Below are 14,371 nucleotides of genomic sequence, written 5' to 3' on the forward strand. Positions count from 1 at the left end.
AAATCGGAATAGAAAAACAACGAACATAAGCACTCCTATTAGCTGTAAGGATGGTCTTTGGGTCGCGCTTAGGATCTGTAACACTAACCCTGTGATGCTAGAACCAATAAATGCACTAATTCCACCAATTAACCCTGCTAATGAAATGTAAGTTGCTTTTCTATTGTTGTTTTCAGGACTCATTTCTGTTATGTCAAAAATCAATGTTTGGATTGCAATAGTAGATCCACCAAGAAAAAATCCAATTAAAATATTAGTAATAAGTATCCAATAGACTTGATTTGTCAGTATTGCTACTATAATAAAGATTGGAGGAAGAATCAAGGCTCCTCGAGAGCCAAGTATAACTTTCTTACGTCCAATTTTGTCCGTCAACCATCCACCAATATTTTGACTAACTGCAACCGTCATTCCCATCGAAAATGCTAATAAACCAATTTCGAACCAATTATGGGCAAGTTCGAAGGTAACATATGGAAAAAGCGGCCAACCTGCCCCCCAAGCTAATGTAAATATAAAATCTGCAATAAAGAATTTTTTTAAGGGAGATGGTATTTGGGATAAAAATTTTTTCAACTCCCATTTTTCTTTCAGCGTTGAAAATTCCTTTGTTAGGATTTTCTGGCTATTGGGAAGGAAAATTGTAAGAACCATTGCAAATCCATATCCAAGCGAGCTAATATAAAATGGAAGAGTTAATGTTTGAATATTTTGGCGAGTAGGATCAAGTTGATCCAAAAGAAAAGTTACTGTCAACAATACAAAATTTCCAATAAATGTGATAAAAGAACTAATCCGACCTAAGACTGTGCCTCTAGATCTTGAGGTGGTAAAGTCTGAAAGGTATGCAGACCATGCGGGACCAACAACGACTAATCCCAAAATAGTTTGTAATATCAATAAAAAAAGAACTATTAGAGGATTGGGAGAATGTGGAATAACTAACGAAACAAGGAATAATACTAAATTCCCTCCGAATAAAAATAATCTCCTATCAAATCTATCAGCGAGATAGCCCCAAAGAGGGTTAAACAATGCTGCCCCTAATTGTCGAAATGAGGTTAAAAATCCTTGAACAATACCTGTTGCTCCAAGCATAATTGCTAAAAATTGATATAAATTGTCAAATAACACTGATCCAATATAATTTCCTAATCCTAGTACATATGTTAGTCGAGGGAATCGATTGCTTGAAGAACTATCGTTTCTAGTTATTATTTGGGTCATAGGGGTGCATAGAAGGCGTTAAAGGATAAATTAAAAACTATATAGTACTGGATTAAATTTGATCATACTCTTTTTCAGAAGTTATGGCCATCAAATACCCCAAGTTGGCTAAATAATTACATTATCCTTAAAGTTTTGCCTTTCTATCTTCTGAACTCAATCTTGATGACCCTCAAACCGTAATTCAGGGGAGTACAGTGAATCCTGTTGTAAAGAATATTCTGTATAAATAATGCTGAACCATATATCTTTAATAAGTTGATGATTGAGCGATTTCTAGAAGAGAAAAATGGTAAAAAAAGCTGAAAATGGCAATTTATTTCATATTAAATGGTTTTATAAACAAGGATTAACAATTATAGTTATTTTCATGTTTTTCATCCAAATCCCAAATTTAACAATAGCTGAAATGGAACCTAATTCAATGAATAATACAACATCCAAACTTTCACCAGGTCAAATTAAAAGGGTCGATTGGATGCCAAATTTTCCCTCACCATATGAAATGAGAGATTGGAACAAAGTTACAAAGGATTATGATTCTTTCATATTTGATTTTGATAAGATAGGAGATTATTTGCCTTTTATTCATTGGTCCACCGAATTTCAAAATTTTCCCAGAAATACCTTTAATTTACCTTCTTATGTTGGGTCAGTTGTGGCAGATGAAGCCATTAATTGTTTAGCTGCTGTTTTAGGTGCAACATTAGTTGGAATTGACAAATCAAACCAAAATGGGGTAGATTGGGTACTTATGTGTGAGAATTGGTATAATATTGATACTGCTCAACATCTCTATCTTAATAATCGGCGAACAATGACTGGAAAAACTTTTTGGTATGAACTTCTTCCTACTGTGTTATTTTATCAACTAGCTTACTATTATCCAACCACTGGTGATTTTCAAAACGAGACGCATCAAATTGTAGAACGATGGTATGAGGCCTGTGTTGCATTAGGAGGTTCAACTAATCCTTGGCAGAATCCCAATTTTAATTATACAGCATTTGATTTCCTGAGAATGAGTGGGGTAGATAATGGACAATGGCGAGAACCTGATGCAGCAGCTGCAGTAGGTTGGCTTGAATATATTAGCTGGTTAAAATGGGGAGATGAACGATTTCTAACAGCTGCAGATTGGTGTATTTCATTCTTAGATCAGCTCACGTTTAATCCACTTTATGAAATCCTACTTCCATATGGAGCTTATACTGCTGCTCGGATGAACGCAGAGCTGGGACGGAATTATGATGTAAACAAGATTATTAATTGGTGTTTCGACCCTAGCTATGTAAGGCCTGGATGGGGAGTAATCACTGGGAGATGGGGACAATATGATTGCAATGGGCTTCATGGAAGTATGACCGATGGTGGGGGATATGCATTCGCTATGGGGACTTTTCAAAACGTTGGTGCTCTCATTCCTTTAACCCGATATGATGATCGATATTCACGAGCAATTGGTAAGTATGTTCTGAATGCAGCAAACGCTGCAAGATTATACTACGGAAATGGTTTACCTTATCTACACCAAGACTCTGAAGATTGGCTTAAAATATATGATCCTGATTCTTGTATTGCTTATGAGGGATTACGTAAAGATTGGAATGGAATTGCCCCTCTTGCAACGGGAGATGTAAATCAAGATCGCTATTTGAATCAACAGGGACCAACTAACCTTGGTTTATATGGTAGTTCGCATGTAGGAATTTTTGGAGGAATTATCTCCCCCACAAATATTGAGGGGATCCTCCAATTAGATTGTCTCAAAACTGATTATTATCATGATGATGCTTATCCTACTTTCCTTTATTATAATCCATACAATAGTAATAAAACAGTTGAAATTAATGTGGGACAATATATTTGTGACTTATATGATGCTACGACTAATAGTTTTCTAAAAAAAGGAGTTTCTGGCCTTAGCTCCTTTATTCTTCCATCTAATACTGCTGCTTTAATAGTTATAGTACCTTCTGAGGGAACTTTAAGTTATATAGATAATAAAACCCTAATTAATGGAGTTATTGTGGATTATACTCCAGAAATTTTTCAGTATTCAAAAAGTACTTCAGCCTTTTGGTTTACCCCTACACTTGCTCTAATTGTTCCATCACTCATTAGAAAACTATTCAAACAAACGAATATTAAAAAAAAACCCATTGAAAATTATAATAAGATTGAGGGAGATTAAGGGGAGAAATTCTCTTTTTTTGCACCTTATGGAATTTCTAGAAAAAACGAGTTTTTTAATAAAAATCAGTTGTTGAAGGATCCATAGTTTTATATCGACTGAATTACAGATTGAAGTTAAGTAAGAGGAATATAGCTGCTTTCCAAACAGTTTGCGCAAGGTTACTTGTGTTACTTCCTAATAAAATAATAATGCAAAGAAATTAAAAATAAAACCCAAAACCAGTTTTGACACCTTTATTGGTTATCAACTTTAAAAGATGGCTTTATAATGACATCCTTATTTGATTATATAATTTCATATTTTATTTATTTTCTACCTAGCTTAATCCTAGCTTTCCTCGCTGTTTTAATCGGTCTTGTTGTTTTTTATTTGGGAAAGAGAAAAAATATTCAACTAATGGATAATTCCATTAATCTACTTCAAAGGGATAAAGAAAACAACGGATGGAAGTTTAAACTAGCGGAGAAAACCACAAGTGGACGAACATACCTTGTTGACTTGAAAAAAGACCTTTTATTAGAAGATTTTCGAATTCACTTTACTTTAATACCGAGACATCTTATAATAAGCCGAATTGGATCACTAATCAGAAAAAGGAGAGATTATTTGCTTATTGAAGCGGACCCGGCTGATAAAATAGTCTTTCGATATCAAATTGAAATAATGCCATATAGAGAAGAAAAGAGAAGAAAAGCATTATTTGATATGTTAGGAAAATTACAAAAAATAAGCATCGGAAATCCACAATTTGAAAAAAGTCTTGGTATATGGGTTAATGATCCCGAATTTTTTTCAGCAGTTTTTCAAGAGAAACCACAAATTCTACGTAATTTATTTTCTTATAGAGATATCATTGTCAGGTTCTCCTTATATCCATTAGAGCATCCTTCGATTCGTTTGGTTGCTGAATTATCTGAAGGTATTGAATTTACAAAATTAATAGAAACTTTGTTTGATTTAACTGCTGGTATTGTAAACATTGGTTCTAAAGGTTTTTATGCAAAAAAGAAGGATCAGCTACGTATAATTCGAGATAAAAAACTTGAAGAAGAAAAACAACGGCATGGAGATCGAAAATTTAAAATTTAAAGATTTTTTCAATTTTTATTTTTTCCCAGATTTTTGCTTAAATTACCCTCTTTTACTTTCTCTTCTATTTTATTTCTAAGGTCAAAGACATTAATTGATTTTGGAAAACGATAAATGGCCAAATCAACATATTCGCTTTCTAAATCTTCTTCAAATAATCTTATAATAAAACCTTTTGCACCATAATGGGAAAAAGAGACTGCTAAGGCAACAATCGAGAAATCAGTCCATTTATATTCGTGAATTCGTTTTCCGATGCTGATACTAAACTTATCTGGCAAAAGGATTATCTCTCTTTTTACATAACGAGTATGATAATAATAAGTAAATCCTACAGCTCCCAAAAGGAGAAAAGCTATAGTTACAATATTTATAGGAATAAGCGGAGATCCAGTCAATTGGGTTATTAATGATCCTGTAGCTAAGAAAAAAATCGATTCTAGAAGAAGAATAATTCCATAAACAAGTAAAATAGAAAATCCAATCCGAGTTGAAAGTTTAATAATCTCCTCTTGATTAACTAGAGAATCGTCCTTTGTAGATTGAATCATTTATTCACCCTATTCTTTCTTCCAGAATTTTAATCTCAAACCTTTTTTATCCATTTCAGAGGGATTAAAGAGAGTAGCACCACGCCGAGCAATAAAACCCTCAGAGTGAATAAACTCCTTATTCTTTAAATTTGCATATACCAAACCGATTTCTCGTTGGTTAAAGCGTTTCAAATGACCCATTACATTGTCAGGTAGATTTTCTTCACCAAAGAAAACTAGCCAGCTCCATTCAAATTCCATTATCTCCATTAATGCCCTAAGATAACGTATCCAACTCACAATCGTTGACCATTTTGTTTTTGAGGCATTTTGAAGCTCTATTACAGAACATGCCACAACATAGGTGGGAGAAGCTAAGAATGCGAAAGCTCTAGATAGAATGAAACCTTTTCCTCGTACACCCCCATAGATTAATGCATCAACTGGTTTTTTCGATTCATCAATATTCTTGCCTTTTAATGCTTTAGAAATATCGAAATCTCTTAAGGAAAGATCAAAATTTGCTATCCATCGCCCACCCTTAAAGAATAAACATGTTTCTATAAACCGAAGATATTTCTCCTTATAAGAAAGATTGAGATGTGTCACAATATTTCAACCTTTACATTTCTCGCTCCTTTATAAATTATATGGCATAAAGAAATAGGAAAAAAAAAAAGGGGGGAGGGGGAGAGAAATCTTATTCGGGTGGGATTGAAGCATAGATTGTTGTAAAGTCTACTCCGCGTCTTGAATTATAGGTTTTCATAACAAAGTAAATGATTGCTCCTATCAAAATCAGGAGAATATACCACCAGAACCACCAGTTGATAGTACCGATCGGATCTGCAAAATCAGGAATGAGTCCTCCGCCAACGGCCAGATCAGGTACTAAAGGCGGTATAAAGCCTAATAATCCTGTTAAACCTTCTAATGGCATAAGAACCCCTGCACTTGCAGGTCCAAGAATAAGGAGGTCGAGATATATGTTCAAAATCAGTGCTATGATACCTATTACTACAACCCCTTCATACTTTCCAATCTTAGGACGCCATCCAGACCGTTCATAGACATCTTTCAGCTTTCTAGGTAATATTATTGCTGAAACACAGGCTGTTGTAAAGAATACTGCATCTAATAGATCTGTGCCTCCGACTGATCCACCTGGATTGAAGATGTCTCTTAGAATTGGGATATCTTCGCCACCAAGTAATGCTCCTAACCCATTAGTACCATTGAAGAAATCAGCTTCACCTAATGCTCCGAGAACCGCGACAATACATGTAAAGAGAATAGCGTTCGTAGGTGAGTGCCATCGTTCATGAACTTTAGCGAATCTTTCTGGTAGGGCTCGGTCAAAGCTCATGGCGAATATGATACGGGATGAAGTTGTTACAAATGGAGGTAAGTCGTTAGCAAGCCATAAAATAGCAGCGACTGCAAACGCGATGTTTAAGATATCACCCATTCCAAACATATTGAAACCACTTGAGGACATCATTGCGACAAATGGCATCCAAGCACGATTTGGGAAAGTAGTAGCTGCAGCACCATCACCATACCCTAAGTAACCTAGCGACTGGAAGAATGACCATCCCTCTGAGTTTGCAACTGTACCTGTACCAACTGAGGCAGCCATAGCCATGAAAGTACTGACGGTAACATAAACTCCAAGAATGATAAACCCAGCTGCTAGATGTGAGATAGGTAATGACCTGTTTGCTTCTTTCACTTCACCTGCTGCGAAGGAAATTGCAGCATAACCAATCCATGCCCAATATGCAGCCATAACAGCTGAATTAACAGCTTCAACGTAGTCTGTTACCTCAGCAGTATTAATTCCCTGAGCTACTGCTTCATTAATCCACTCTGTTGGAGAATGACCTGTGAATGACGTAATACCCTCAGCCATGGTAGTGGGATTTAAGGCACCTAAAATTAAGAAAAGATAGATCATCAAAGTAATTACTGCAGGAATCCAGAACATTATATGGAGTACTTTTCCAGTCATAGAAGCTCCGAAGAATGCCAAAGCCCCAAAAGCGAATATAAAGATAGTTCCGAGTACGAAAAGTGGTATAGGATCGAAGAGCCATTCAGTTATCGGTTCTAGAGCAGGAACAGCTACTGGTAAGAATAACCCAAAGAACTCAACAACTGCTACGGCAATAAGCCCATAAGAAAGTGCAATCCCCATGAATTCAGCCCATGCTGCAGTAAAACCAATCCCTGGACTTATAGTTCTTGAAATATATACATATCCGCCACCTGCTCGGGGCATTGCTGTTGCCATTACAGCAAATACAAATACAGTCGCTATTGCGGCTGCTCCAGTCATAGTAAAAGCAACGACAAGAGGTTCAACGGGAAGTAAGTAATTCGATGGTTTAATTGGAGATCCTCCAGCTGCCTGAAAGACTCTTTTTTGCCAACCACCGCCAATAACGTTACTTAGGATGAAAATAGTTGCTGTAATTACTCCGATCTCACGAACAAGCCCAGTTGCATCGCGGACATATGTTTTTGATTCACTCATATTTTTCACCTATATAATTAATTATATTAGGTTTTATTTTTGTTTTATGTGTCTTTTCTGAGCTTTAAATTGACTTATACACTGTTGCCTGAATTTGTAATATCTATAAATTGTCATGATGTTTAATCTAGACATTTACAGTTTTTTTTAAGCTCTAAATCAAATGAGCTGTATTAAGACACAAACAAATCACGCACTAATTCATAATTTTAAACGTTTCGTTCATCTTTTATTGACTTAATTTAAACCCTAAAAAAGTTGTAATAATGAAAAAAATAGTCTTTAGACTTCTTGGAAAAAAAATTTTTTTATAAAAAATTAATTAAATTCTTTAATTACGGTTTATAACAGCATTCTGTTATTTTAAGTTATTTCAATCTTCCTGTTCTCTATAAAGCAAAAAATTTTAAATCGACTTTTTTTTCTCAAATATCATACTATTTAGGGTGAATTCTATGGTCAGATTATTTTTCTGTACAGATATCCATGGTTCTGAAGCTGTTTGGAGAAAATTTTTGAACTCTGCAAAATATCTTAAGGCTGATACTATTATTATGGGTGGGGATATTACTGGAAAAAGAATTGTTCCTATTATTAAACAAAAAGATGGGACTTGGAAAGGATCTATATATGGATTGGATAAAGAATCTGTGATAATGGCAACAGAAGAAGAGGTATTAGATTTTGAAAAACGAGCACGGTTTTCAGGCTGTTACCCTTACCGCTTAACAGAAGAAGAAAATTTAGTTCTATCGTCCTCAGACTCTTTAACTGAAGATCAGAAAATGATAAAAGGAGGTCCACTTGATAAATTATTTGATCATGTAGAAGCGGAAGGGCTCCAATTATGGATTGATATGATAGATGATGTAATGGAGGATGGATCAAGACGGGTTCCAGAAGGTACAAAAATAATAATATGTCCTGGAAACGATGATAAGTTTGCTATTGATGAGATTATTAAAAAAGATCCTCGAGTGATTTATGGGGAGAATACTGTAGTTCAACTTGATAACCACCATGAGATGCTTAGTTATGGATGGACGAATCCTACCCCATGGAATACATATAGAGAGTGTGAAGAGGAAAAAATTGAACAAAAGCTTAATGATTTAGTTTCTTTAATAAAAAATATGAATAACGCCGTATTTTGTCTTCATTGTCCTCCATATGATTCTATTATTGATGAAGCACCCCTCTTAAAACCAGATTTGACTTATGTTGGCTACAGTGGTGGTGAACCAATCAGAGGCCCTGTTGGATGTAAATCTGTCAGAACGGTAATCGAACAATACCAACCCTTGTTGGGATTACATGGCCATATTCATGAGTCCCCAGGATATGTAAAGATAGGCCGTACATACTGTTTAAATCCTGGGAGTGAATATACTGAAGCCATTCTTAAGGGATTTCTAGTTGAGCTGGAGAAGGGGAAAATGAAAAGGATGCAACGGGTTGAGGCATGAATCTATAAAATTTATATATACTAATTTTTTTATGTAATATTATTGAATTTTAAAGGCGTATTTCCGTGACAGTATTAACAAATATCCGATTTGAAGGCTGAAAAATGGAAGAATCAGCAAAACAACATAATGATGAGCTCATGAAAGCTGGATATGAGATTTTAGAAAGGTGTATTGAAGCAAATTTTCCCTGTTTCATCTGGGGAGGAGGAGCTATTTATCACTACTTAAATGGTAATTTAGACTATCGAAAAATGAGTGACATCGAATTTCTCCTACCTAAATCTGCAGATACTAAAATGCAAAATATTCTTGAACAGATGGATTTTATTCCGTACTCTACTTTTAATAATATTCAAAATATGTATCCCATGCCACGTAGAGAATTTTATCTCCCTGATCGGAAACTTACAATTCAAGAAATTGAAGATATAAAACATGGGAGAAAAAATGATCTAAAGAGTGTTAAATTCAAGAAAGTTGAACTTTTTGTTGATGGAATCAGAATGTGTTGGAAGTTTACGCTTAAAGAACTTCCAAAAAGTTATGCTGATTCGAGAATCTGTCCTCCAGGTTTTCAGGTCGCACTAAAAGTCAACCCAATTCATCCTGATGATTTTGATTTCAAAGATGTCCAAGATATCTCGCGAATATTTAATAAACCAGCTCTAAAGATCAATAAACTAGATACAATTATACCTGAACCTAAAATTGACGATACTTTAGAGTGCTGTCTAGGAACAAAAACTTTTGAACGAATTTCAAAAGCGAAGGATCAATTTGCCACAGTTGCTTTTCGTAATCTCAATAGTGTTCTTGAATCTTCTGAATTGACTGATATTGGAAAATCTAAAGTAGAAGAACTTTTAACAGTCCTAGAGGTTCTTAAGAAGAATGATAAAGGTGGATTTTTATCTGGTTTAAGACGAGAAAAACCCGTTCGTGTAGATGCTAGAGAACGATAGTAATTTTCATTGATTCTACACTAGAATGTCACAAGAAGTTTTTGAGTTTTAAATGAGGAGAAAGAACGAAAAATCACTGCTGAGTTCACATTTTATCATAGTAAATGGAATTCGGGATATTTTCTTATTCGGTAGAATTTTCTAATAATGAAATCGAATTACACCATAATTAGGGTATTATCTTAAGATTTTAGAAGAATATAATTCAAAAAAAGAAGGGGCAAGGATTATCATTGACAAAAAGCTTCATATTCTTTTGGGCTCATCAATTTAGCTAAATCATTATCAAGATCTGAAGGTCTCACTCTAACTAACCATTTGCCATATGGATCCATGTTTAGACTTTCTGGCTCATCATCAAGCTCTTCATTAACTTCAATAACTTCTCCAGAGATAGGACTATAAACATCGCTAACAGCTTTAACGCTTTCAACAGAAGCAAATACCTCTCCATGAGTAACTGTATCACCTTCACTGGGAAGATCTACCATAATTATATCTTTAAGCGTTTTTTGCGCATAATCGGAGATTCCAATCAGGCAAGTACCATCATCCTCCACTCTAACCCATTGATGTTCTTTGAAGTATTTTACACTATTATCGATTTCATAGGACATGTTTTAAAACTCCTTTACGGAAACCAATTCTGTGAATATTTAAAGTTACAGTAGCTATAAAGTTTTTTGCCTACATAGAAGCTATAAACCTTTTTTATAGAGATAGATGATAGGTTGAGTAATGGACTTGAGAAATTATTTAAGGTAAAATTATGTTAAAAAAACGTTTTATTGGTTTAATAAATTAAAAAAATCACACAAGTCTAATTATAGACATGTACCCCAGTAGTAACAGAAAAACTAATAGGAATTGAATAAAAAAATACGAATCATTTACAAATTAAACTATTTAAAACTCGTATTGGTGATTTGTATTTTATACAGACAAGTGTTCAATAATGAGAAGCTCACTCTTTAATCCAAGATAAAAATTTACATTCTTTAGTTTTGAAATTTAGAAAGGTCAAATGGGTGAAGCTAAGTTTTGATTTTTTTTGAATTTTAACAATAGGTATAATCATTAGCTCGGAACAATAATTAGGTAGGTGAGAATCTGTTAAAACACTTTTCAAATACATTATGACTACGATATCTTAAAATAATTATTAAATATAGATTGAATTGAAACAGAATGAGGGTTTTAGCTGTTTCATAAAAGGTACAATAACCAACAAATATTTTAAAACTAATATCAAAATATAAAAGTTTGAAATAGACTATACATAACTTTCTAATAGCTAGATGTTATTTTTATGTAAGAAGTCTTATGATATGACAAAATTCTGAAGATAGGAAGATAAATTTAGAGCTAAACTCCTATGAAGTCAAAAAACATAAAATCAAAATAAAATGGATAAAATACCATTATACGATAGAAAATCTTGTTTCAGATTATGAAGGCTAAAAAAGTTAAAAAGGGTTCATATAATATCGTGATTGTCATGCCTACATCTTCTATAGAGGAAATCGTTGATTTAGATTCTGCAGACCCAAATTTTAAGAATGAGGTGGTTTCTGAACCTGGAGGCCAACATTTAAGGAACTGTTTTCAATGTTCATCCTGCACTTTAACATGTCCCGTAGCTGAAATACCTACGTCAGAATTGAATCCACGAAAAATAATCCGACAAGTGTTACTTGGCCTTAGAAAGGATGTTTTGGAATCAAAAGCAATTTGGCAATGTGTAGGATGTTTTGAGTGTACAGATAGGTGCCCTCAAAATGTACGTTTTACAGAGATTATTGAGGCATTACGCCGAATTGCTGTACGTAGTACTAAGATAAAGGATCCAAAAAAGCGTATTAAGCTTTCAAAAGAAGGAAAACTGAAGAGTTCTTTTGATAAACGTTTTACCGAAAGTGTTTGGCTATGGGGGCGATCTTGGGAGCCAGAAATGATCGGTCGATATATTTTATATGGACGAGGAATACCTTTCGGTGTTCTTGTAGGTTTTAACTATATTTCGATGATTCTAAATCTATTGATTAAATTGAAAATTGAATTTTTCCCTCCTTGGAATCCTACCGCAAGGAAAGAGGTTAGAGCGATTTTTAAAAAAGCAAAAAGCATTGAAGAGTAAAGTGAAAAGAATGAAAGTGGGCTATTATCCAGGATGTTCTCTTCATAAAGTAGCTAAGGAATATAATAAATCAGTTTTTAAAATAGCTGAAAAATTGGATATTGAACTAGAAGAATTGAAAGATTGGAACTGTTGCGGAGCCTTAGAGGTTACAGCGGTTAATCATCTCGCAGCAGAAGGGATTGTAGCTAGAAATCTTGCCATCGCAGAGGAACAAGGATTTAAATTACTTACAGCAGTATGTCCTGCTTGTTCGTATCAGTTGATAACAACTAATCACAAGATGGTTCAAGATAAGACGAAAGCTGCTGAAATAAATTCTTTATTAGGAAAAAAAGAATATACTCCAGGAAGTGTCAAACCAATACATTTTTTACAGTTATTGCGTGATGAAGTTGGCTTAGAAAAAATTAAAGAGAAAATTATACCTGAAAATCCTCTGAAAGGTAAAAAGGGGGTTTCTTATTATGGTTGTGTTTGTACACGTCCAAAAGATATTCTAGAATTTGAAGATCCAGATAATCCAACTTTTATGGATGAGTTGATAAGACTTGTTGAAGCTGAAACTCCTTATTTTCCTATGAAGACAAAGTGTTGTGGAGCTACGCAACTACTTGTCGCTAAACCTATTGTAGAAACTCTCACTGGAAATATTATTGTAAATGCTAAACAAGTTGGAGCAGATTTTATTGTAGTAGCTTGTCAAATGTGTGCATTAGCCCTTGATGGACAGCAAAAGCAAGCAATAAAGAGAGTTAAAGGTGGAAAATTTACAATTCCTATTTTATATTTTAGTCAAGTTCTTGGTATAGGAATGGGTCTAGATTATAAATCACTGGGACTAGGATCGAATTACATCTCCCCTAAGGAATTATTAAAGTAAACTAAAGCATGAGGAGTTGATTAAGACAATGGAAAGTTGTTTAATAATTGGAGGGGAAATTGCTGCTACAAGAGCTGCACATGATTTATTAGCTCTTGGAATTCCTGTTATAATGATCAATTTTTCTGAAGAGTTATGTAAAGTATCTAAAATGCTCCAACGGGGAGATAACGGTTTTTCTCATAAAAAAAATGGTCAGATTCCCTACTTGATAGAACTAGAATCAAATCCACAGTTAACTTTGATCAATAATATTGAAAGGGTTAAAATTATTCAGAAGGATTCACCCTTTGAAATTGCTGTTGAATATAACGATACAACAAGAACTTTTTTGACAGAAACTGTCATACTTGCTACAGGATTCAAACCATTTGATATCAAAAAGCTTGAGGAGTATGGTTATGGTGTCTTAGATGGAGTTATTACTCTCTTTGACCTTGAGAAATCCTTACAAAATAATAAATTACCTTTCAATGAGAATATTGAGCGAATTATATTCATTTTGTGTGCTGGTTCACGAATTTCCCGAGGAAATCCTGATTGTTCAACATACTGTTGTAATCATTCAATTAATCAAGCTTTGTTTATCAAGAAGATGTACCCTCAAATTGAAGTTATTTTAATGTACATGGATATCAGAACGGTAGCAAATCAAGAATTTCTTTATAATGAAGCTAGAAAAGCGGGAATTATTTTTGTTAGAGGACGACCTTCTTCTATAGAACGATTAAACGACAAACTTGTTACCTTCGTTGAAGATACTCTCTCAGAGGAACAAAAATTTATGACAGCTGATCGTGTAGTGCTAGCAGTTGGAAGTCAACCCTTTCCTGGCAGTGATGAGCTAGCACTTAATTTTAATATCCAGTTAAATCATAATAACTTTATTAAGGTGGTTCAAAAACCAGTTACTACATCTGTTCCTGGTATCTTCACTTGCGGATCTGCCTGTGATGGAATCAAGAATATTCAGCAAAGTTTTGCAGAGGGTGGAGCTGCTGCTATGGCTGTAGTAAAATTCTTAAAAAGGAACTAGGAATATGATAAATTCAGAAAAATCAAAGGTTTCAATCGATTTAAATTCTGAAGAATTCTCAATCATTAACACTTGTTACCAATGTGGATATTGTACTAGTGTATGTCCCTTACGTAAGGTTTCAAAATACAATCCAAGACTTATAATACATTCCGCTTTATTAGGTAATGAATTAACTATAGAAGACTTGACAACATGTTTAACTTGTAGCCTGTGTTTTGAAGGTTGCCCTCAGGAGATTAATTTTCCCGATTTCATCCGTGAAAGTCGAGCGAAAATTATAATAGCCGAAGAAAACTTCG

The 14,371-nt window shown here is 34.2% G+C and carries 13 protein-coding genes; 8 read left to right on the forward strand and 5 right to left on the reverse strand.

What is annotated here, in order from left to right:
• The coding region (locus tag ACWVCY_RS11870; protein WP_455143043.1) for an MFS transporter at positions 1 to 1,227 on the reverse strand (1,227 nt) is incomplete at its 3' end.
• 289 nt (positions 1,228 to 1,516) lie between these two features.
• On the opposite strand from ACWVCY_RS11870, the gene ACWVCY_RS11875 reads away from it, so the two are divergent.
• Positions 1,517 to 3,421: a hypothetical protein gene (locus ACWVCY_RS11875; protein ID WP_455143044.1), complete on the forward strand. Its 1,905-nt coding sequence runs from the start codon at positions 1,517 to 1,519 to the stop codon at positions 3,419 to 3,421.
• Positions 3,422 to 3,691: 270 nt separating this feature from the next.
• Positions 3,692 to 4,513 (forward strand): hypothetical protein, encoded by an 822-nt coding sequence (locus ACWVCY_RS11880; RefSeq protein ID WP_455143045.1) that lies wholly within the window; start codon positions 3,692 to 3,694, stop codon positions 4,511 to 4,513.
• Between the two features lie 8 nt (positions 4,514 to 4,521).
• On the opposite strand, the gene ACWVCY_RS11885 is transcribed toward ACWVCY_RS11880, so the two are convergent.
• The 3 genes from ACWVCY_RS11885 to ACWVCY_RS11895 form a co-directional block, all read right to left on the reverse strand.
• On the reverse strand, positions 4,522 to 5,064 hold the full coding sequence (locus ACWVCY_RS11885) for a hypothetical protein (RefSeq protein ID WP_455143046.1): 543 nt from the start codon (positions 5,062 to 5,064) through the stop codon (positions 4,522 to 4,524).
• Positions 5,065 to 5,073: 9 nt separating this feature from the next.
• Entirely contained in the window at positions 5,074 to 5,655 is a 582-nt protein-coding gene (locus ACWVCY_RS11890) for a hypothetical protein (RefSeq protein ID WP_455143047.1), read from the reverse strand.
• A 91-nt stretch (positions 5,656 to 5,746) separates the two neighbouring features.
• A complete protein-coding gene (locus tag ACWVCY_RS11895; protein WP_455143048.1) occupies positions 5,747 to 7,582 on the reverse strand; it encodes an APC family permease in 1,836 nt (611 codons plus the stop codon).
• A 455-nt stretch (positions 7,583 to 8,037) separates the two neighbouring features.
• On the opposite strand from ACWVCY_RS11895, the gene ACWVCY_RS11900 reads away from it, so the two are divergent.
• Together ACWVCY_RS11900 and ACWVCY_RS11905 are read left to right on the forward strand one after the other, a co-directional pair.
• Positions 8,038 to 9,048: a metallophosphoesterase family protein gene (locus ACWVCY_RS11900; protein ID WP_455143049.1), complete on the forward strand. Its 1,011-nt coding sequence runs from the start codon at positions 8,038 to 8,040 to the stop codon at positions 9,046 to 9,048.
• Between the two features lie 104 nt (positions 9,049 to 9,152).
• Positions 9,153 to 10,013, forward strand: coding sequence for a hypothetical protein (locus ACWVCY_RS11905; protein WP_455143050.1), 861 nt, complete (start codon positions 9,153 to 9,155; stop codon positions 10,011 to 10,013).
• 230 nt (positions 10,014 to 10,243) lie between these two features.
• Here ACWVCY_RS11905 and gcvH read toward each other — a convergent pair whose 3' ends face one another.
• Positions 10,244 to 10,630, reverse strand: coding sequence for a glycine cleavage system protein GcvH (gene gcvH / locus ACWVCY_RS11910; protein WP_455143051.1), 387 nt, complete (start codon positions 10,628 to 10,630; stop codon positions 10,244 to 10,246).
• A gap of 833 nt (positions 10,631 to 11,463) precedes the next feature.
• Here gcvH and ACWVCY_RS11915 point away from each other — a divergent pair.
• The 4 genes from ACWVCY_RS11915 to ACWVCY_RS11930 all read left to right on the forward strand — a co-directional run.
• Positions 11,464 to 12,150: a 4Fe-4S dicluster domain-containing protein gene (locus tag ACWVCY_RS11915; protein ID WP_455143052.1), complete on the forward strand. Its 687-nt coding sequence runs from the start codon at positions 11,464 to 11,466 to the stop codon at positions 12,148 to 12,150.
• A gap of 10 nt (positions 12,151 to 12,160) precedes the next feature.
• Positions 12,161 to 13,033 (forward strand): CoB--CoM heterodisulfide reductase iron-sulfur subunit B family protein, encoded by an 873-nt coding sequence (locus tag ACWVCY_RS11920; RefSeq protein WP_455143055.1) that lies wholly within the window; start codon positions 12,161 to 12,163, stop codon positions 13,031 to 13,033.
• Between the two features lie 28 nt (positions 13,034 to 13,061).
• On the forward strand, positions 13,062 to 14,069 hold the full coding sequence (locus ACWVCY_RS11925) for an FAD-dependent oxidoreductase (RefSeq protein ID WP_455143053.1): 1,008 nt from the start codon (positions 13,062 to 13,064) through the stop codon (positions 14,067 to 14,069).
• 4 nt (positions 14,070 to 14,073) lie between these two features.
• Positions 14,074 to 14,371 (forward strand): 4Fe-4S dicluster domain-containing protein (locus ACWVCY_RS11930; protein WP_455143054.1); only part of this gene is annotated, 298 nt, incomplete at its 3' end.

The sequence above is a fragment of the Candidatus Hodarchaeum mangrovi genome (assembly GCF_975850365.1).

Excerpts from the sequence above, each read along its gene's own strand:
- ACWVCY_RS11875 (WP_455143044.1), top strand. The coding sequence starts at position 1,517 with ATGGTAAAAAAAGCTGAAAATGGCAATTTATTTCATATTAAATGGTTT.
- ACWVCY_RS11880 (WP_455143045.1), top strand. The coding sequence starts at position 3,692 with ATGACATCCTTATTTGATTATATAATTTCATATTTTATTTATTTTCTA.
- ACWVCY_RS11885 (WP_455143046.1), bottom strand. The coding sequence starts at position 5,064 with ATGATTCAATCTACAAAGGACGATTCTCTAGTTAATCAAGAGGAGATT.
- ACWVCY_RS11895 (WP_455143048.1), bottom strand. The coding sequence starts at position 7,582 with ATGAGTGAATCAAAAACATATGTCCGCGATGCAACTGGGCTTGTTCGT.
- ACWVCY_RS11900 (WP_455143049.1), top strand. The coding sequence starts at position 8,038 with ATGGTCAGATTATTTTTCTGTACAGATATCCATGGTTCTGAAGCTGTT.
- ACWVCY_RS11905 (WP_455143050.1), top strand. The coding sequence starts at position 9,153 with ATGGAAGAATCAGCAAAACAACATAATGATGAGCTCATGAAAGCTGGA.
- gcvH (WP_455143051.1), bottom strand. The coding sequence starts at position 10,630 with ATGTCCTATGAAATCGATAATAGTGTAAAATACTTCAAAGAACATCAA.
- ACWVCY_RS11915 (WP_455143052.1), top strand. The coding sequence starts at position 11,464 with ATGAAGGCTAAAAAAGTTAAAAAGGGTTCATATAATATCGTGATTGTC.
- ACWVCY_RS11920 (WP_455143055.1), top strand. The coding sequence starts at position 12,161 with ATGAAAGTGGGCTATTATCCAGGATGTTCTCTTCATAAAGTAGCTAAG.
- ACWVCY_RS11925 (WP_455143053.1), top strand. The coding sequence starts at position 13,062 with ATGGAAAGTTGTTTAATAATTGGAGGGGAAATTGCTGCTACAAGAGCT.